This window comes from Pandoraea sp. NPDC087047 (genome assembly GCF_044745225.1).
GTDB lineage: Bacteria > Pseudomonadota > Gammaproteobacteria > Burkholderiales > Burkholderiaceae > Pandoraea.
This window is the reverse complement of the sequence record NZ_JBIUZU010000014.1, coordinates 72,709-90,469: the sequence shown is the minus strand read 5'-3', so window position 1 is coordinate 90,469 and position 17,761 is coordinate 72,709. Positions and strand designations below refer to the sequence as shown.

Below are 17,761 nucleotides of genomic sequence, written 5' to 3'. Positions count from 1 at the left end.
CGTAGGGCGCAATATGCGGCATGGTTTGTGCTAAGTCACGGAAAACATTATGCCTTTGCTCTATACTCGACAAACTCCCGCATAGTTTCAAAAGATTTGAGGAGAATTCCCCATGCTAAACATGTCCAGGCGCCAGTTCCTCAAAGTGAGTGGCGCGACGCTGGCAGGGTCCAGTCTGGCAATGCTCGGGTTCGCGCCCGACGCGGCGCTGGCGGAAGTCCGCCAGTTCAAGCTGGCGCGCGCAACCGAGACCCGTAATACCTGTCCGTACTGTTCCGTGGCCTGCGGGCTGCTGATGTACAGCTACGGCGACGGTGCGAAGAACGCGAAGAAAAGCGTTTTCCACATCGAAGGCGACCCCGACCATCCGGTCAATCGGGGCACGTTGTGCCCGAAAGGCGCCAGTCTCATCGACTTCATCCACAGCCCGAATCGTCTCACGCATCCGGAATACCGCAAGCCAGGTTCCGACAAGTGGGAACGGATTTCCTGGGACGATGCGCTCAACCGCATCGCCAAGCTGATGAAGGACGATCGCGACGCCAACTTCGTCGAAAAGACGGACGACGGCCTGACGGTCAATCGTTGGCTCACCACCGGCATGCTGGCCGCGTCGGCGTCGAGCAACGAAGTGGGTTACATCACGCACAAAGTCATCCGCAGTACCGGGATGCTGGGATTCGATAACCAGGCACGTGTCTGACACGGCCCGACGGTGGCAGGTCTTGCCCCGACGTTTGGCCGTGGAGCGATGACGAACCATTGGGTCGACATCAAGAACGCGGATCTGGTACTGATTATGGGCGGCAACGCGGCCGAGGCACACCCGTGCGGTTTCAAATGGGTGACCGAGGCGAAGGCGCACAACAAGGCGCGCCTGATCGTGGTCGACCCGCGCTTCAACCGTTCGGCATCGGTCGCGGATTATTACGCCCCGATCCGTACCGGCACGGATATCGTCTTCCTCGGCGGGTTGATCAATTACCTGCTCACGAACGACAAAATCCAGCACGAATACGTCAAGAACTACACCGATTTCACCTTCCTGGTGAAAGACGAGTTTGCGTTCGAAGACGGCATCTACTCGGGTTACAACGCCGAGAAACGCACCTACGACAGGACCTCCTGGGATTACCAGAAGGGCGCGGACGGTTACGTCCTCACCGACCCGACGCTGCAACACCCGCGCACGGTCTTCCAGTTGATGAAGCAGCACTACTCGCGCTACACCATCGAGATGGTCGAGCGCGTGTGCGGTACACCGGCCGACAAGGTCGAGTACATCTTCAAGCAGATCGCGGAGTGCTCCACCCCCACGCGCACCATGACCATCATGTACGCGCTGGGCTGGACGCAGCACTCGATCGGCTCGCAGATGATCCGTACCGGCGCGATGGTGCAGTTGCTGCTGGGTAACATCGGTGTGGCGGGCGGCGGCATGAATGCGCTGCGCGGTCACTCGAACATTCAGGGCCTGACCGATCTGGGCCTGATGACCGATCTGTTGCCGGGCTACATGTCGTTGCCCAAGCAGGCCGAGCAGACCGTCGAGCAATACCTGACGGCGCGCACGCAAAAGCCGCTGCGTCCGAACCAGCTCAGCTACTGGCAGAACTATCCGAAGTTCTACGTGAGCCTGATGAAGGCGTGGTGGGGCGATGCGGCAACGGCCGAGAACAACTGGGGCTACGACTATCTGCCCAAGCTCGACAAGCCGTACGACCTGCTGCAAGTGCTCGAGCTGATGAACCAGGGCAAGATGACCGGCTACATCGCGCAGGGTTTCAACCCGATCGCGGCGGCACCGGCCAAGTTCAAGTGGGATCAGGCGCTTGCCAAGCTCAAGTTCCTCGTGATCATGGATCCGCTGGCCACGGAAACGTCGGAGTTCTGGAGGAACTTCGGCGAGCACAACAACGTCGACTCCAGCAAGATTCAGACCGAAGTGTTTCGCCTGCCGACGACCTGCTTCGCCGAAGAAGACGGCGCACTGGTCAACTCGGGCCGCTGGCTGCAATGGCACTGGAAGGGTGCCGAGCCGCCGGGCGAGGCACGCACCGACATCGAGATCATGACGGGGCTGTTCCTGCGCATTCGGGAGATGTACAAGACGCAGGGCGGCAAGTATCCCGACCCGATCGTCAATCTCTCGTGGCCGTATGCGCAGCCGGAGAGCCCGTCGCCCGAGGAACTTGCCAAGGAGTACAACGGCCGCGCGCTCAAGGACATCGTCGATCCGAAGGATCCGACCAAGGTCACGCGCAAGGCGGGCGAGCAGCTCTCGGGCTTCGCCGAGTTGAAGGACGACGGCAGCACCTCGTCGGGTTGCTGGATCTTCGCCGGCGCATGGACGCAGGCGGGTAACCAGATGGCGCGGCGCGACAACAGCGATCCGACCGGCATCGGCCAGACGCTGAACTGGGCGTGGGCGTGGCCGGCGAACCGTCGCATTCTGTACAACCGTGCGTCTGCCGACCTCACGGGCAAGCCGTTCAATCCGAAGCACAAGCTGGTGTGGTGGAACGGCCGGGCGTGGACGGGCGCCGACGTGCCGGACTTCAAGGTGGACGAAGACCCGGCGGGCGGCATGAGTCCGTTCATCATGAACCCCGAGGGCGTGGCGCGCTTCTTCGCGAAGGCGGGCATGGCCGAAGGGCCGTTCCCCGAACACTACGAGCCGTTCGAGACGCCGCTGGGCTACAACCCGCTGCATCCGAAGCAACCGAAGGCCACGAGCAATCCGGGCGCTCGCGTGTTCCCGGACGATCTGGCCACGATGGGCACGGCCGACAAGTTCCCGTATGTGGCAACGACCTATCGTCTGACCGAGCACTTCCACTACTGGACCAAGCACGCGCTGCTGAACTCGATCATCCAGCCCGAGCAGTTCGTCGAGATCGGCGAAGCGCTCGCGAAGGAGGTCGGTGTCAAGGCGGGTGACACGGTCAAGGTGTCGTCCAACCGTGGCTATATCAAGGCCAAGGCGGTTGTGACGAAGCGCCTGCGTGCGCTCAATGTGGACGGCAAGACGATTCACCACGTGGGCATTCCGATTCACTGGGGCTTCAAGGGGCTGACCAAACCCGGGTTCCTCGCGAACACGCTTACGCCGATCGTTGGCGACGGCAATTCGCAGACACCCGAGTTCAAGTCGTTCCTGGTGAAGGTCGAGAAGGCATAAGGGGGCGCCATGGCATTGCAATCACTGGATATCAAACGGCGCTCGGCAACGACCTTGCCGTCGCCCTCGGTGCGCGAAGCGCACTCGGGCGACGTCGCCAAACTCATCGACGTATCGAAATGCATCGGCTGTAAGGCTTGCCAGACAGCGTGCATGGAGTGGAACGACCTGCGTGACGACGTCGGGACCAACGTCGGCGTGTACGACAACCCGGCGGACCTGAGCGCGGATTCGTGGACGCTCATGCGCTTTACCGAGTACGAGAACCCGAAGGGCGACCTCGAGTGGCTCATCCGCAAGGATGGCTGTATGCATTGCGAGGATCCGGGCTGCCTGAAGGCATGCCCGTCGCCGGGCGCGATCGTGCAATATGCGAACGGCATTGTCGATTTTCACGAAGAGAACTGCATCGGCTGCGGGTACTGCATTACCGGGTGCCCGTTCAACATCCCGCGTATCTCGCAGAAGGATCACAAGGCGTACAAGTGCACCCTGTGTTCCGATCGCGTGGCGGTGGGGCTGGAGCCGGCCTGCGTGAAGACGTGTCCGACCGGCGCGATCATGTTCGGCACCAAGGACGCCATGAAGGATCAGGCGGCCGAGCGTATCGAAGACCTGAAGTCGCGGGGCTTCGACAACGCGGGGCTGTACGATCCGGCCGGTGTGGGCGGCACGCATGTGATGTATGTGCTGCATCATGCCGACAAGCCGTCGCTGTATCACGGCCTGCCGGACAATCCGCGCATCAGCCCGATGGTGACGTTCTGGAAGGGCATCGCCAAACCGCTGGGCGTGGCCGCCATGGCGCTCACGGCGATTGCCGGGTTCTTCCACTACATCAAGACCGGTCCGAACGAAACGACCGAGGAGGATGAAGAGGAAGCCCGCCGGTATGACGCATCGCGCAAGGGCGGTGGTCCCGATGGCGGGAAGGGCGTTGTGACGCACGAGGAGGTCTGACCATGTCGCATGAACAGCTGGAACGAAGCGATCACCCGCGTGACGGGTCGGGGAAAGACGATCTGATCGAGCGGTACAACGCTGCGGAGCGTATCAACCACTGGATTGTCGCGGGCACGTTCATCTTGCTCGCGCTCTCCGGGCTGGCGCTGTTCCATCCGTCGATGTTCTGGCTCACCAATCTGTTCGGTGGCGGGCCGTGGACACGCATTCTCCATCCGTTCATCGGCCTTGTGATGTTCGTCGCCTTCGTATGGCTCGCCATGCGGCTCGCTCGCTACAACAAGTTCGAGCAGCGCGACACCGAGTGGATGAAGAACATCGGCGATGTGCTCAACAATCGCGAGGAAAATCTGCCGGAAGTCGGGCGTTACAACGCCGGACAGAAGCTGCTTTTCTACGTGATGGTGCTGTGCATGATCGGGCTGTTGCTCTCGGGCATCGTGATCTGGCGCGCGTACTTCGCGTTCTACTTCCCGATCTGGGTGATTCGTCTGGCATCGGACGTGCATGCGGTGTGTGCATTCGTGTTGATTTGCGGCATCATTACGCACATCTATGCGGCGATCTGGATCAAGGGTTCCGTGCGCGCCATGACGCGCGGCACCGTCACCCGCGGCTGGGCGTGGAAGCATCATCGCGCCTGGTACAAGCAGCTCAACAAATAAGTCCGGCCTTGCCGCTTGCAGGTGGCCGGACGCTCTTACGAGGCCGGCCACCGTGCAACGCATTCTCGAACCCGGGCAGATCGAGTCCCTCGATCGCACCACCATTCCCCGTCTGCGCATGCCGCAACGCGCCGAGGTCTTCTCGGCTCGCGCGGCGCGGTTGCGTCAGTTGGCCGACGGCCATCCGCTCGGCGATTACCTGCGACTGATGGCCGCACTTGTCGACGCGCAACAACGCTTGCTCGACAACTTCCAGGCAGAACGTCCGTCCCCCGAATCGATTGCGCAGGCGCAGCAGCACTGCATGCCGCTCGTGCCCGCGAGCGGCGGTTACGACGCCGGTCGCTGGCAGCCGCTGCTCGCACCGCTGCTCGACGCCGTGGCGGCGCAGCCCGGTGTCTCCGCCGCGGTGCGAAGCGTGATCGACCGTGTTCGCGCGGCCGATCCAGCTTCGCTCGAGGCGGGCGCGCAGTCGCTGCTCGCTGGGCATGGCAAGGGCGTCGACGCCGCGAGTGCCCCCTTCCTGATGGCCGCGTTGCAAGTGCTCTGGACCGGCGTGGCCAGCACGTTCGACGCCGGTGAAGTGCCGATGCTCGACGTCCCCAATGTCTGTCCCGTGTGCGGCACGCTGCCGGTGGCGAGCGTGGTGCGGATCGGCGGGGCGCACGAGGGCTACCGCTATCTCGCATGCGGTCTGTGCTCGACGGAGTGGCACATGGTTCGCGTGAAGTGCACGCATTGCGAGGCGAGCGAGCATGTCGCGTATCACGTCGTCGACAAGGCGGGTGACGCAGCGGCATCGGGCGCGGACGTGACGGCCGCAGCCGATGCTGACGGCGGCCTCCTCAAGGGCGAGAACGGCCGTCCGATGCTCGACGAGGCGGCCAAGCGCGTGGCGTCGTCGCCCATTCGCGCCGAGTCGTGCGACGACTGCCACAGCTATCGCAAGATCTTCTATCAGGACAAGGACCCGTTCGTGGAGCCGGTGGCCGACGATCTCGCCAGCCTTGCGCTCGACGTGCTGATGGGCGAAGCGGGGTACGCGCGAGCCAACGGCAATCCGTTGCTCTGGCAAAACGCCGAGGAAGCATAAGGGGATGCCGATGGCCGAGCACGACGGGGTGCGGGCGGGCGCGGCGGATCTGCCGTCGCTCGACCGGTTACTGGGGATGCCCGAATTTCAGGCGGCGCTGGCCGACTTCGGCCGCACGCAGGTGATTGCGGCGTTGCGTTGCGATCTCGACGAGTGCCGTGCGGCGGCGCTCGCGGGCACACTTACGCACGACAGGGTGACGCCGGCAGCGCTGCGTACGCGTATCGTCAATGGGCTGACCGAGCGAAACCGGGCGACGCTGCGGCCCGTGTTCAATCTCACGGGCACGGTGCTGCACACCAACCTGGGCCGCGCGTTGTTGCCCGAGGCGGCTATCGAGTCGGTCATGCAGGCGCTCACGGCGCCGGCCAACCTCGAATTCGATCTGGCGACGGGCGGACGCGGCGACCGCGACGATCTCGTGGCCCCTTTGCTCTGCGAATTGACGGGCGGTGAGGCGGCCACTGTCGTGAACAACAACGCGGCGGCCGTGCTGCTGATGCTGGCGACGCTGGCCAAGCGTCGCGAAGTGGTGGTCTCGCGCGGGGAACTGGTGGAGATTGGCGGTGCATTTCGCATTCCCGACATCATGACGCACGCGGGCGCGAAGCTCGTCGAGATCGGCACGACCAATCGCACGCACCCCGCCGACTATCGCAATGCCATCGGCGAGAAGACGGCATTGCTGATGAAGGTCCATTGCAGCAATTACGAAGTGACGGGCTTCACTAGGCGTGTCGACGTCGCGCAGGTCGTGGAGATCGCGAAACCGCACGGTGTGCCGGTGGCGGTCGATCTCGGCAGCGGCACGCTCGCACCGCTGGAGCGATGGGGCTTGCCGCATGAAACGACCGTTCAGGAGACGATTGCCGCGGGTGCCGATCTCGTCACTTTCTCAGGTGACAAGCTGCTCGGCGGACCGCAGGCGGGCATGATCGTCGGACGCAAGGATCTCATCGCGAAGATCAAGAAGCATCCGCTCAAACGCGCGCTTCGCGTCGGCAAGCTGACCCTCGCGGCGCTGGAGCCGGTGCTGCGTCTGTATCGCGATCCCGAACATCTCACGCAGCGACTCACGACGCTGCGTTTGCTCACCCGTGCGCGCGACGACATGGCGGCGCAGGCGGCGCGGCTGGTGCCGGTGCTGGCGAAGTCGTTGGGCGACGCCTACCGCGTGGCGGCTGCGCCGATGGTGAGCCAGATCGGCAGCGGGGCGTTGCCGGTCGAGCAGTTGCCGAGCTACGGGTTGGCGATTGCGCCTGCGGGGGGCGGCAAACGCGGTAGCGGCCGTGCGCTCGCGGCGCTCGAAGCGGCGTTGCGCGGCCTGCCGTATCCGGTGATCGGCCGAATCGCGGATCAGACGCTGTGGCTCGATTTGCGTTGTCTCGAAGCGGATGACGAAGCGCGTCTCGCGCTGCAATTCGCGGAGCTGCGCGCGTGATCGTCGGCACCGCGGGTCACATCGACCACGGCAAGACGAGCCTCGTGCGCGCGTTGACCGGCGTCGACACCGATCGTCTCAAGGAAGAAAAGGCGCGCGGCATCTCCATCGAATTGGGCTACGCCTACACGCCGCTGCCGGACGGCGAGGTGCTGGGCTTCATCGATGTGCCTGGGCACGAGAAGCTGATTCATACGATGGCGGCCGGCGCCGTGGGCATCGACTTCGCGTTGCTCGTGATCGCGGCGGACGACGGCGTCATGCCGCAGACGCGTGAGCATCTCGCCATTCTGACGATGCTCGGCGTGAAGCGCGGCGTTGTGGCGTTGTCGAAAGCGGATCGTGTCGATGCGGCGCGTCTCGCGGCGCTCACGCAGGAGATTTCGCAATGGCTCGGCGGCACGCCGCTCGCGCAGGCCGATATCGTGCCGGTATCGGCGACGACGCCGGGCGACGCGGGCGTGGCCACGCTGCGCGAGCATCTGACGCAGGCGGCGCAGAGGCTGCGCGCATCGGGCAACGCGGCGCGTCGCGACGACGCACTGTTCCGTCTGGCGATCGACCGCGTCTTCACGCTAACGGGCCACGGCACGGTTGTGACGGGCACCGCGTTCGCAGGCACGGTGCGTGTGGGGGACAACCTCACCGTGATGCCGCAGGGGCTCCCGGTGCGAGTGCGCAGCATTCACGCGCAGAATCGGGCGGTGGACGTGGGCAAGGCGGGCGAGCGCTGTGCGCTGAATCTGGTGGGTGTCGAGCGGGACCAATTGGGGCGTGGCGACTGGATCGTCGCGGCGGGATTGTCCACGCCGTCGACGCATGTGGACGTCGAACTGCATTGGATGGACGGCAGCGCACCGCTCACGCAATGGTTTCCGTTGCACGTGCATCTGGGCACGACGCACGTGCAGGCGCGCACGGTACTGTTGGGCGGCGATACGCTCGCGCCGGGCGGTTCGATGCGCGTGCAACTGGTCTTCGACACGCCCGTGTGCACCATGCCGGGCGACCGCTTCATCGTGCGCAATCCGCAGGCGACGGCAACCGTCGGCGGCGGGCGCGTGCTCGATCCGGCAGCACCGGAGCGCAAGCGTCGGTCGCCAGCGCGCATGGCGTGGCTCGACGCGCTCGCACAATACCTCGACGGGGCGGGGCTCGATGCCCTCCTCGCACAATCGCCCTTCGGTCTGACAAGCGTGCAGATGGTGGCGCTCACGGGGTCGCCTGCGGGGCAATGGACGTGGCCGTCGAACGCCATCGTGCTGGCGGGGGCGGACGGCGCATCGCTGGCCTTCGCGCCCGAGGTGTGGAACGCGATGCGCGCACGTGTGCTCGATTCGCTGCGCGACTACCACGCGCGCGTGCCGGACGAACCGGGGCTCGACGCCGCTCGCCTGGGCCGCATGACATGGCCGTCGCTGGATGCGGCGCGTTGGCGCGTCGTCACGCACGCATTGCTGAGCGAGGGTGCGTTGGCGCGCACGGGGGCGTGGTGGCATTTGCCGTCCCATCGCGTCGAAATGACGGACGACGAGTGTGCATTGGCGCAGGCGTTGCTGCCGAAGCTCGCGCAGGGCCGCTTCGATCCGCCGTGGGTGCGCGATATGGGACGCGAGTTGAACGTGCCGGAAGACCGTGTGCGCTCGGTGTTGCGCAAACTGGCGCGGCAAGGGCGCGTGCATCAGATCGTCAAGGATCTGTTTTATGACGACGCTTGTGTGCAGACACTGGCGCAGATCGTTGCAGGGGCCGACGGCAAGGTCGAAGCGGGGGCGTTTCGGGATGCGACGGGTCTGGGGCGCAAGCGCGCGATACAGATTCTGGAGTTCTTTGATCGTGCGGGATATACTCGCCGCGTTGGCGATTGGCATGTGCGGCGCCCCGGCGTAGAGTGGGGCGCGGCTTAGGCTCAAGGCGGCAGTCGCGGCCTTAACAGGTACGCGAGGTAAGCGCCTCGCGCAATGCGAAGCGCTTACGTCATCGTCAAGCAAGTGAAATTGCTTCGTCCGAAGGAAGGCATCCGTATCCGGTGATGCGGCCGGGCTTCAAACCCGGTTGGGGGCGTCAGACGCTCCCAGGTCGGTTCGACTCCGGCTGCTTTCCGCCAAATTCTTCCGTCGGGCAAACAAATCCGACTCGCCTGAGACCTCAGTTCGATTCCCCGCCAGCAAACACGCTTGCGACGTGGAGCGTGTGGGCGTACACAGCCCCTGCACGCAGAACCACCACGATCGCGTAGGCTTCGTCCAACGCTTCGACGGATTCGCCCGCCTCGAGCGCCTGCTCGTGGAATCGCTGGCGATAAGCCTCGTTCGATTGCGCGTAGGCGACCGCTGCCGCGACGACCCATACGAATGCGGGTTTAAGCGCATCGGTGCCGAAGACGGCTCGCAGAAAATCCGTCCGTGCCGACGCGATACTCGTGCCGCGCAGATGGGCTTCATCCTCGAGAGCGAAGCCTTCCTTGCCGACGGAAAGTGCCGCGCCACCCAGCGATTCGAGCGCAGCCGCGATGTAGCTCACAGCGAGCGCTTCCGACTCGGATGCCCCGCATTTGCGCGCCAACGCTGCGTGATGTTCGATACAGAAAGCGCAGCGCGTGACCTGCGCCACGGCGACGGCCACCAGATGTTTGTCCTTCTCGGACAAATGGGCGCTGCGCCACACGGGCGCGGACATGGCGCGAAAGGCCTTCGGGCCGGCATGCTGGCGCTCCAGCGCGCCGAGAATGCGTGCTTCGTCTGCATGCGTGCTGTTTTGACTCATGAAATCCTCTTTACTTTCTCAGTGTCGATCAGTGCGTGCCTGCCATGCCGGCCTGATCGCCGACACCGGGTGCGGCGCGGCCAGCCGCGCGACCCGCCGGATCGTTTGCTGCGAGCACGGCGATCAGGCTCAACAGTCCCAGCGCCGAGATGTACGCGCAGATCAACCACGGCGAACCATTGCCCACGGCAAGCAATGCGGCGGCAACGAACGGTGTCAGACCGCCCGACAGCAGGGTGCCGATCTGATAGCCCAGCGAGATACCGCTGTATCGCACTTCGACAGGGAACTGCTCGGCGAACCATGCGGCGCCGGGCGCATAGATGGCAGCATCGAAGACGGCCAGTTCGATCGCGAACACGAGCGGGAGATAGCGCAAGTCACCGTGATCGAGGAACCAGAAGAACGGCCACACCAGCAAGCTGATACCGACCACGGCCCAGATCGCGGGGCGACGACGGCCAATGCGGTCCGATAGCGCGGCCCAGAGCGGCGTTGCGATCACGGCGAAGATCGAGCCGATGATTACGGAACTCAAGGCGGCCGATGCACCCCCGCGTTTCATGTTCAGATAGCTGATCGCGTAGGTCGTGACGATGGCGTACATCGCAGGCTGAAGCAGGCGCAGGCCGATCGTCACGAACAATGCGCGACGGTGATGACGAAGCACCTCGGTCACGGGCAGACGGCGGATTCGGCCTTCGGCCTTGGCGGCGATGAAGGGCGCCGGTTCGTCGATGCGCGTTCGCACGAACAGGCCAATCGCGACCAGCACTACGCTGAACAGGAACGGCAGGCGCCAGCCCCACGAGGAGAAGGCGTCGGCCGAAAGCGACGAACGGATGATCAGGAAGGTCGCCGCGGCGAGCAACATGCCGGCGGCGGAACCTGCCTGCGTGAACGAGCCAAGCAGACCGCGCGAGCGCGGCCGTGCGTGTTCCACGGCCAGCAGTGAGGCACCGCCCCATTCCGCCCCCGTCGCCACGCCCTGAAGCAGTCGCAGCAGAACGAGCAGGACCGTTGCGAGCAGGCCAGCCGTTTCATAGCTGGGCAGCAGCCCCGTCAGGACGGTCGCGACCCCCATCAGCATGAGGGAGAACACCAGAACCCGCTTGCGGCCCAGGCGATCGCCGTAGTGCCCCGCGAAGACGGCGCCGAGCGGTCGTGCGAAGAAGCCGACGCCATAGGCGGCGAAGGCGCCGAGAACGCCTGTCAGCGGGTTGGTCGAGGGCGGGAAAAAGGTGTGGCTGAAGATGAGTGCCGAGGCGGTACTGTAGATGTAGAAGTCGTACCACTCGATGGTTGTGCCGATGAAAGCGGCGAATGCGACACGCCTGGAACTGGCGTGTGCAGGTGTTGCGTGAGACTGAACGTTCGACATGAATGCAATTGCCGTAATGCGGGCAGGTTAAGCGAGCATGAAGTCTTGCACCGATCACTTGGCGCCACTACCAATATCGAGTGCTTTGCTATTGAGGTCTCGTGCTAAACGTGTGACGAAGCGTCTGCCCCCTGGCCCGCCCCTTCCGCACTGCTTCGCGTGCCGAAGCGCGTGCTCAACACGCCGCCTGGTTCAACAATCTTCGAGATGATCCCCAACGGTTCGAGCGCATAAGTCAGCGCCTCGCCGAACCCCTCAAGCGCGAACTTGCTTGCGCAACACGTCGATATCAGCGACAGCATGAATACGCCCGCGCCCGAGCTCACATTGATGATCGTGCCGGCCTTGCGCTCCCGCATGTGCGGCAGTACGGCGCGCCCGACATTCATCAGCGATGCCGAAGATGGCGGCGAGCGTGTTCGGTGCGTGCTCGCCTCATGCGAACGCGTCGACGACCATGCGGGCGGCGAGCGCCAGCAGCACGACGCCCATGAACCATCGTTGCAGCGTCAGGAGGCGGGGGCGGGTGGCGAGAAACTTCGCGGTGCTTCCCGCGCCGATGGCGACCGTTGCATTGACCATGGCAAACGCCAGAATCACCATCGACCCCATCAGCAACGACGTCTTCAGAATGCTGCCCCCCTGGTCGCGGACGAACTGCGGCACCAGGGTCAGAAAGATCATGGCGAGTTTGGGATTGAGCAGGCTTGTCGTCGCGCCCATGACGAACAGCCGCCGCGGCCGCTCATACGACAGCGCTCTCGCTTCGAAAGGCGATCTCCCACCGGGCTTGACCGCCTGCCAGGCGAGATACAGCAGGTAGGCCGCGCCTGCCACGCTCAGCGCATGCATCGCGAAGGGCACTTTGATGAACAGCGCCGTGATGCCGAAGGCCGCCGCGAACATGTAGAACAGGTAGCCGACCATCACCCCGGCGAGCGACGTGAGACCTGCCATCCGGCCTTGCGAAATCGAGCGCGACATCACGTAGATCATGTTCGGACCCGGCGTGATGGCGAGCAGGCTGCACACCGCAAGGAATGCGTAAAACGAAGCGGGATCATGCATGCTCGGGCTCGATGTCAGGGATAACGAAGGCAGTATCCGGCCGCATTTGTTGTCGGTAAAGCAATATAATCTGAGCTAATTCATCAGAATTTCTGAATAAAATGAAAAGGCTCGATCTCGACGTGCTGGAAATGGTGGTCGCGGTTGCCGAGACCGGATCGTTCGCGCGGGGTGCGGAGGTGGTGCACCGTTCGCCGTCTGCGCTCAGCATGCAGATCAAGGCGCTGGAAGACGATCTGGGCAAGCCCTTGTTCGTGCGCAGCACGCGAAGCGTGGTTATCACCCCGGAGGGGCAAACGTTGCTCGATTACGGGCGACGGATGCTGGAGTTGCGTGCGCAGGCGTGGGCGTCGATCGTGCGTCCGGAGATGACAGGGCGGGTGACGATCGGCGTGCCGGACGACTATGCCTCGTCGTTGCTGCCGCAAGTGCTCAGAAAATTTGCGCTGGCGCATCCGCGTGTCGACATCCGGGTGCTCGGCATGCCGAGCAGTGCGCTCGTTCCGCTGCTCAGGGACAATACGCTCGATCTGGCCTGCATTACGAAGGCGAAGGGCGTTCCCGGCACGTTCATCCGGTTCGAGCCGATGGTCTGGGTGGGAACGCCGACGCGGCCGGTGTGGAAGGAGCGTCCGCTGCCGGTGGCGCTTTTCGCCCCCGGCAGCACGGCGCGCGCCAGCGCAATCCGCGCGTTGCAACGGGCGAACCTTCCTTACCGCATGTCTTACGAGAGTCCGAGCCTGCTCGGCCTGATCAGCATGGTGCAAGCCGGTCTGGCGGTCGCGCCGCTGGCGCGATGCAGTGTGCCGTCGCATCTCATCGAGCTGTCACAGAGCGACGGGCTGCCGCCGCTGGACGATCTCGAAGTCGTTCTCTCGCGCAGCAGAACGTCGAACCGGCCGCCGTGTGACTTTCTCGCCGAGCAGATCCTCAACGAACTGCGCATTTGAGCTGCATCCCCGTCACTCACGATCGGAAAACCTATGGCACTAAGCCGATTGAATGCCCGGCAACTTGAGACGTTCCTCGCGATTGCGGATTGCGGGAGCATTGCGCGCGCGGCAGATCGCGTTTGTCTGACGCCGTCTGCCGTGAGCCAACTGCTCGGTGAGCTGGAGCGGGAGGTGGGGTTCCGGCTTTTCGACCGAACCACGCGACGTGTCTCTCTCACGGTGACGGGGGCGGACTTTCTGCCGGCGGCAAGTGCGGCGATGGCGCAACTCTATGCGGCAGAGCGTTCGGCCAGGAACATACGGGATCGGGCGTCCGGCATCGTGCGCGTGGGCGCGCCGCTCGTGCTTTGCGCCGCGGCATTGCCCGACGCCATCGCGGCATACCGCGAACTGCATCCGAACGTGACGATTCGAGCGCTGGATGTCGAAGTCGAGCGGCTCGTGTCGTCCGTGGCCGAGGCGGCGCTCGATATCGCGTTGGGTCCGAACCAGCCGCTGGGGTAGCGCACGCGTGCTCGGCGGCGGGGCTCAGAAGCGACAACTTCTACAGCGCGCAATTGCAGGACCGCGTGGCGTATCACGATTTCGAAGGGGTTACGGTGCACGCCGACGAAGGGCCGCGGTTGATTCGAAGTATTGACGGCAGAAAGGCCGTGATCCTTCGGAATCACGGATTGCTTTCATGGGGCGGGAGCATTGCCGAGGCCTTTACCTATCTCTGGACATTGAATCGTGCGTGTGAAATTCAGATCGCCACGAGCCTGATGGGGCCGTCGCTGACGATTGCTCCCGAGATCACCGAGCGATGCGCGCGCGATGCGCTTCAATTCGACCCCAGGTACGGCGCAGGGCAGGACGTCTTGGAAGCATTGGTGCGAATCGCCTGCCGGCCATCGCCGCATTCATCTACTCGATAGATTGCTGGCATCGAAAATCGGAACTTCAAATATCAATCGGGAATCAGCAAACTAGTCTCGCGTTCGATAGATGCCTTGGCGCGCATGAGGTCATGTGTGAAGGGCATGTCTATTTTTCTGGAGATTATTCATGCTGTATCAACCCGATAACACACGTTATGACGGCCAGATGCCGTACCGCCGCGTGGGGCACAGTGGCATCGAGCTGCCCGCCATCTCGCTGGGCCTGTGGCAGAACTTCGGCGGCGTCGATGTGTACGAGACGGGCCGGGCGCTCCTGCGCCGGGCCTTCGATCGGGGCGTAACGCACTTCGACCTCGCCAACTGCTATGGTCCGCCCGCCGGTTCGACCGAGGAGAACTTCGGTCGCTGGATGGCGCAGGATTTCAAGCCGTTTCGCGACGAACTGATCGTCTCGTCCAAGGCGGGATGGCCAATGTGGCCCGGCCCCTATGGCGGCCCGAGCGGCTCGCGCAAGCACCTGATCGCCAGTTGCGAACAAAGCCTGAGGCGCATGGGGTTGGACTACGTCGATATCTTCTACTCGCACCGTGTGGACCCCGACACGCCGCTGGAAGAAACGATGGGCGCGCTCGCTCAACTGCATCGTCAGGGCAAGGCGCTGTATATCGGCATCTCGTCGTACTCGCCCGAGCTCACACGCAAAGCCGCGAAGATACTTGCCGACGAGCGCGTGCCGTTGTTCATCCATCAGCCGAATTACTCGATGCTCAATCGTCGCATCGAGAACGGTCTCCTGAGCACGCTGGATGCGCTCGGCACCGGGTGCATTGCTTTCTCGCCGCTGGCGCAGGGGCTGCTCACGTCGAAGTACATCTCGAACACCGCGGTCGAAGACAGTCGTGCCACCCGTGGGACATCGCTCCGGCAGAGCATGCTCAGCGAGGATAATCTGGGGCGTATTCGCGCGCTCAATCAGATCGCCGCGAGACGAGGCCAGACGCTGGCGCAGATGGCGATTGCCTGGGCGCTTCGCGACCCGCGCATCACATCCGCGCTGATCGGCGCACGGACGGTGGCGCAACTCGACGATTCCCTCGACGCCGTCAAGCGTCTGGACTTCACCGCCGACGAACTCGCTCAGATCGATCGCTACGCGCAAGACGGCGACGTCGATATCTGGAAGGTTTCGTCACAGATCGAGGGCTGACGTCGCCTGTTGCCGTTCGCCTGTGTGCCGTGTCCCTTGTCCCTTTACCCGCCAGCGCAACGCCCCGCTGGCGGGGGTAACCCGTTGAATGGCATAAGGCATGTATGGAACTGAGACAACTGCGTCACTTCATGGCGGTGGCCGAGGAGGGGAACTTCACGCGCGCTGCGCAGCGTTGTCATATCGTTCAGTCGGCATTGTCGACGTCGATTCGTGCGCTCGAAGCGGAGTTGGGCGCGCGCTTGTTCGTCCGGACGACCCGCCATGTGAGTCTCTCCGCCGCGGGAGAGGCGTATCTGGAGCAAGTCAGGCGCGCGCTGGATGTGCTGGATCGCGCGTCGAGCGACGTTGCGGATATTCACGCCATTCGCAAAGGCCGGCTATCCGTCGGGACGGTACAGAGTTTGCCGCCGTTTCTCGACCTGTCGTCATTGATGTCGCGCTTTCACGAGCGCTATGCGCAGATCGAGATTCGTCTGGTGCAGGGCGGGGCGTTCGATCTGAACGACAAAGTGGCCGCGCGCGAGATCGATCTGGCGATCCTGCCGATTGAAGAACGCAGCGAGAAACTCGCCTCGCACAAAGTGGCGTGTGACGACCTCGTGCTTGCGTGCAGTCCCCGGCATGCGTTAGCGGGCAGACGCACGATCCGGCTCTCCGAGCTTGCTGACGAGCCCTTCGCAGACTTCGCGCCGGGACACGGCACGCGACGGCTGGTCGATCGCGGGTTCGCGGAGGCCGATATCCGTCGCCGCGTGGCCTTCGAGATCGGGGATCTGGACACGTTGATAAATCTCGTGGAACAGGGCTTGGGTGTGGCGCTGCTGCCCGGCGATCTGGTGGCGCGACAGACCGGTCGGTTGGCGCATGTCGCGATCAGCGGGAGGAAGTTTTGCTGGGAGTTGGTCGTCGCTCACTTACCGGCGCCGTCGGATGACGCGCCGCCCCCGCTGGACCCCGCACCGCTGGCGTTCCTGGAGATGTTGCTTCAGGAGACGGCGGCGGAGCGTGGAGGGTGAATCGCAGTTCGGGAGATCGCGTTGCGCGCGATCCGCGCAATATCGTCAAACGTCTGGCGCAGTCGGCAAAGAGTCCGCAGCAATGCCGAAGATAGCGATAAAATCGGAAATTCCTTCTGTGCTTCGGCCAGATGGCAGCGCGCAGGGGTGACGCACGGAACTCACCTCGTCCACTCTCTTGTTTCCCACGCCGAGTCATAACGATGACCAAAGACGAACTGGAAAAGGCCATCTCGATGCGTTTCCAGGAGATGCCGCCGAAACTTCGTCAGGCGGCGCGGTACGTGCTGGATTCCCCCAAGGAAGTCGCGCTGCAATCCATGCGAACGGTCGCTGCGCGCGCGCAGTTGCAGCCGGCATCGATGCTGCGTCTGGCCCGTGAGTTGGGCTTTTCCAGTTACGAAGACTTTCGTTCCGTGTACATCGACTGGCTCTCGGCCGGGCCGTCAGGGCCATCGGGATTGCTCGAGCGTGCCGAGCAGGTTCGCGAGCACTCCCGCGCGTCCGGTGACGATCGACTGCTGGCCGACTCGCTCGCCAACGAATACGGCAATCTCGAAGCCACGCTTTGCAAGCGCAACGAGAAGAGCTTTCACGACGCCGTCGATCTGCTGAGAAACGCCAACCGAATTTATCTGCTCGGCCTGCGCAGCCTCTATCCGCCAGCGTTCTATCTGCATTACGTGCTGTCGACGTTTCAGGACAACGTGACGCTGATCTCCGGCGAGGGCGGGGCGCTGATCGACGACATGCGACGCATTGGCAAGCACGACGTCCTGTTGTGCTTTACCGCACGCCCTTATACGGTGGCGAGTGTCGAGACGACGCGGTTCGCGCGGCAGCGGGGCGCCACCGTCATCGCGGTGAGCGACAGCACGCTCTCGCCCGTTGCGGCGCAGGCGCATACGTGCATCGTCGCGCCGAACACGAGCCTGTCGCTGTTCCCTTCGATCCTGCCCGCCCTTGCCGTGGCGCAGACGCTCGCCCAGCTGCTCATCGCCCACGGCGGCGAAGACACGCTGGCGGAAGTGGCGAACAGCGCCACGCAACTTCACGAATTCAACATCTATACGTCTGACGACTGAGCGTCTCGCGAAGCAACGAAAAATCCCGTCGACGCCTTGCGGCAGTCGACGGGCTTTT

General features: G+C 63.7%; 15 protein-coding genes, 1 tRNA gene and 1 pseudogene. 13 read left to right on the top strand and 4 right to left on the bottom strand.

Annotated elements, in window-relative coordinates:
- The first annotated feature begins 112 nt into the window (after positions 1–112).
- From fdnG to ACIPHM_RS22590, 7 genes are all read left to right on the top strand, one after another.
- Positions 113–3,181, top strand: a complete 3,069-nt coding sequence (fdnG, locus tag ACIPHM_RS22620) for a formate dehydrogenase-N subunit alpha (RefSeq protein WP_400333355.1) — start codon at positions 113–115, stop codon at positions 3,179–3,181.
- A 9-nt stretch (positions 3,182–3,190) separates the two neighbouring features.
- Positions 3,191–4,141, top strand: a complete 951-nt coding sequence (gene fdxH / locus ACIPHM_RS22615) for a formate dehydrogenase subunit beta (RefSeq protein WP_400333353.1) — start codon at positions 3,191–3,193, stop codon at positions 4,139–4,141.
- A gap of 2 nt (positions 4,142–4,143) precedes the next feature.
- Positions 4,144–4,809: a formate dehydrogenase subunit gamma gene (locus ACIPHM_RS22610; RefSeq protein WP_400333350.1), complete on the top strand. Its 666-nt coding sequence runs from the start codon at positions 4,144–4,146 to the stop codon at positions 4,807–4,809.
- A 52-nt stretch (positions 4,810–4,861) separates the two neighbouring features.
- Complete coding sequence (gene fdhE, locus ACIPHM_RS22605; RefSeq protein ID WP_400333347.1) at positions 4,862–5,902, top strand: formate dehydrogenase accessory protein FdhE; 1,041 nt, start codon at positions 4,862–4,864, stop codon at positions 5,900–5,902.
- A 10-nt stretch (positions 5,903–5,912) separates the two neighbouring features.
- Complete coding sequence (gene selA / locus ACIPHM_RS22600) at positions 5,913–7,343, top strand: L-seryl-tRNA(Sec) selenium transferase (protein ID WP_400333345.1); 1,431 nt, start codon at positions 5,913–5,915, stop codon at positions 7,341–7,343.
- Positions 7,340–9,250, top strand: a complete 1,911-nt coding sequence (gene selB, locus ACIPHM_RS22595) for a selenocysteine-specific translation elongation factor (protein WP_400333342.1) — start codon at positions 7,340–7,342, stop codon at positions 9,248–9,250. The genes selA and selB overlap by 4 nt, the downstream gene beginning before the upstream one ends.
- A 104-nt stretch (positions 9,251–9,354) precedes the next feature.
- Positions 9,355–9,450: transfer RNA gene (locus ACIPHM_RS22590), tRNA-Sec, on the top strand.
- 41 nt (positions 9,451–9,491) lie between these two features.
- On the opposite strand, the gene ACIPHM_RS22585 is transcribed toward ACIPHM_RS22590, so the two are convergent.
- The 4 genes from ACIPHM_RS22585 to ACIPHM_RS22570 form a co-directional block, all read right to left on the bottom strand.
- A complete protein-coding gene (locus ACIPHM_RS22585) occupies positions 9,492–10,109 on the bottom strand; it encodes a carboxymuconolactone decarboxylase family protein (RefSeq protein ID WP_400333339.1) in 618 nt (205 codons plus the stop codon).
- A gap of 28 nt (positions 10,110–10,137) precedes the next feature.
- Positions 10,138–11,490: an MFS transporter gene (locus tag ACIPHM_RS22580; RefSeq protein WP_400333336.1), complete on the bottom strand. Its 1,353-nt coding sequence runs from the start codon at positions 11,488–11,490 to the stop codon at positions 10,138–10,140.
- A 104-nt stretch (positions 11,491–11,594) separates the two neighbouring features.
- Entirely contained in the window at positions 11,595–11,882 is a 288-nt protein-coding gene (locus tag ACIPHM_RS22575; RefSeq protein ID WP_400333401.1) for an SDR family NAD(P)-dependent oxidoreductase, read from the bottom strand.
- A gap of 43 nt (positions 11,883–11,925) precedes the next feature.
- Positions 11,926–12,558, bottom strand: coding sequence for a LysE family translocator (locus ACIPHM_RS22570; RefSeq protein WP_400333333.1), 633 nt, complete (start codon positions 12,556–12,558; stop codon positions 11,926–11,928).
- A 101-nt stretch (positions 12,559–12,659) separates the two neighbouring features.
- On the opposite strand from ACIPHM_RS22570, the gene ACIPHM_RS22565 reads away from it, so the two are divergent.
- The 6 genes and pseudogenes from ACIPHM_RS22565 to ACIPHM_RS22540 all read left to right on the top strand — a co-directional run bounded on the left by ACIPHM_RS22565 (position 12,660) and on the right by ACIPHM_RS22540 (position 17,703).
- Positions 12,660–13,508, top strand: coding sequence for a LysR substrate-binding domain-containing protein (locus ACIPHM_RS22565; protein ID WP_400333331.1), 849 nt, complete (start codon positions 12,660–12,662; stop codon positions 13,506–13,508).
- Positions 13,509–13,541: 33 nt separating this feature from the next.
- Positions 13,542–14,015 (top strand): LysR family transcriptional regulator, encoded by a 474-nt coding sequence (locus tag ACIPHM_RS22560; RefSeq protein ID WP_400333328.1) that lies wholly within the window; start codon positions 13,542–13,544, stop codon positions 14,013–14,015.
- Between the two features lie 47 nt (positions 14,016–14,062).
- Positions 14,063–14,428, top strand: a pseudogene (locus ACIPHM_RS22555) (class II aldolase/adducin family protein); the annotation flags it as partial.
- Positions 14,429–14,558: 130 nt separating this feature from the next.
- A complete protein-coding gene (gene mgrA / locus ACIPHM_RS22550; RefSeq protein WP_400333325.1) occupies positions 14,559–15,599 on the top strand; it encodes an L-glyceraldehyde 3-phosphate reductase in 1,041 nt (346 codons plus the stop codon).
- A gap of 104 nt (positions 15,600–15,703) precedes the next feature.
- Positions 15,704–16,618: a LysR family transcriptional regulator gene (locus ACIPHM_RS22545; RefSeq protein WP_400333322.1), complete on the top strand. Its 915-nt coding sequence runs from the start codon at positions 15,704–15,706 to the stop codon at positions 16,616–16,618.
- Between the two features lie 203 nt (positions 16,619–16,821).
- Positions 16,822–17,703, top strand: coding sequence for a MurR/RpiR family transcriptional regulator (locus ACIPHM_RS22540; RefSeq protein WP_400333319.1), 882 nt, complete (start codon positions 16,822–16,824; stop codon positions 17,701–17,703).
- The last annotated feature ends 58 nt before the right edge of the window (positions 17,704–17,761 follow it).

Excerpts from the sequence above, each read along its gene's own strand:
- fdxH (WP_400333353.1), top strand. The coding sequence starts at position 3,191 with ATGGCATTGCAATCACTGGATATCAAACGGCGCTCGGCAACGACCTTG.
- ACIPHM_RS22610 (WP_400333350.1), top strand. The coding sequence starts at position 4,144 with ATGTCGCATGAACAGCTGGAACGAAGCGATCACCCGCGTGACGGGTCG.
- selA (WP_400333345.1), top strand. The coding sequence starts at position 5,913 with ATGGCCGAGCACGACGGGGTGCGGGCGGGCGCGGCGGATCTGCCGTCG.
- ACIPHM_RS22585 (WP_400333339.1), bottom strand. The coding sequence starts at position 10,109 with ATGAGTCAAAACAGCACGCATGCAGACGAAGCACGCATTCTCGGCGCG.
- ACIPHM_RS22580 (WP_400333336.1), bottom strand. The coding sequence starts at position 11,490 with ATGTCGAACGTTCAGTCTCACGCAACACCTGCACACGCCAGTTCCAGG.
- ACIPHM_RS22570 (WP_400333333.1), bottom strand. The coding sequence starts at position 12,558 with ATGCATGATCCCGCTTCGTTTTACGCATTCCTTGCGGTGTGCAGCCTG.
- ACIPHM_RS22565 (WP_400333331.1), top strand. The coding sequence starts at position 12,660 with ATGAAAAGGCTCGATCTCGACGTGCTGGAAATGGTGGTCGCGGTTGCC.
- ACIPHM_RS22560 (WP_400333328.1), top strand. The coding sequence starts at position 13,542 with ATGGCACTAAGCCGATTGAATGCCCGGCAACTTGAGACGTTCCTCGCG.
- mgrA (WP_400333325.1), top strand. The coding sequence starts at position 14,559 with ATGCTGTATCAACCCGATAACACACGTTATGACGGCCAGATGCCGTAC.
- ACIPHM_RS22545 (WP_400333322.1), top strand. The coding sequence starts at position 15,704 with ATGGAACTGAGACAACTGCGTCACTTCATGGCGGTGGCCGAGGAGGGG.
- ACIPHM_RS22540 (WP_400333319.1), top strand. The coding sequence starts at position 16,822 with ATGACCAAAGACGAACTGGAAAAGGCCATCTCGATGCGTTTCCAGGAG.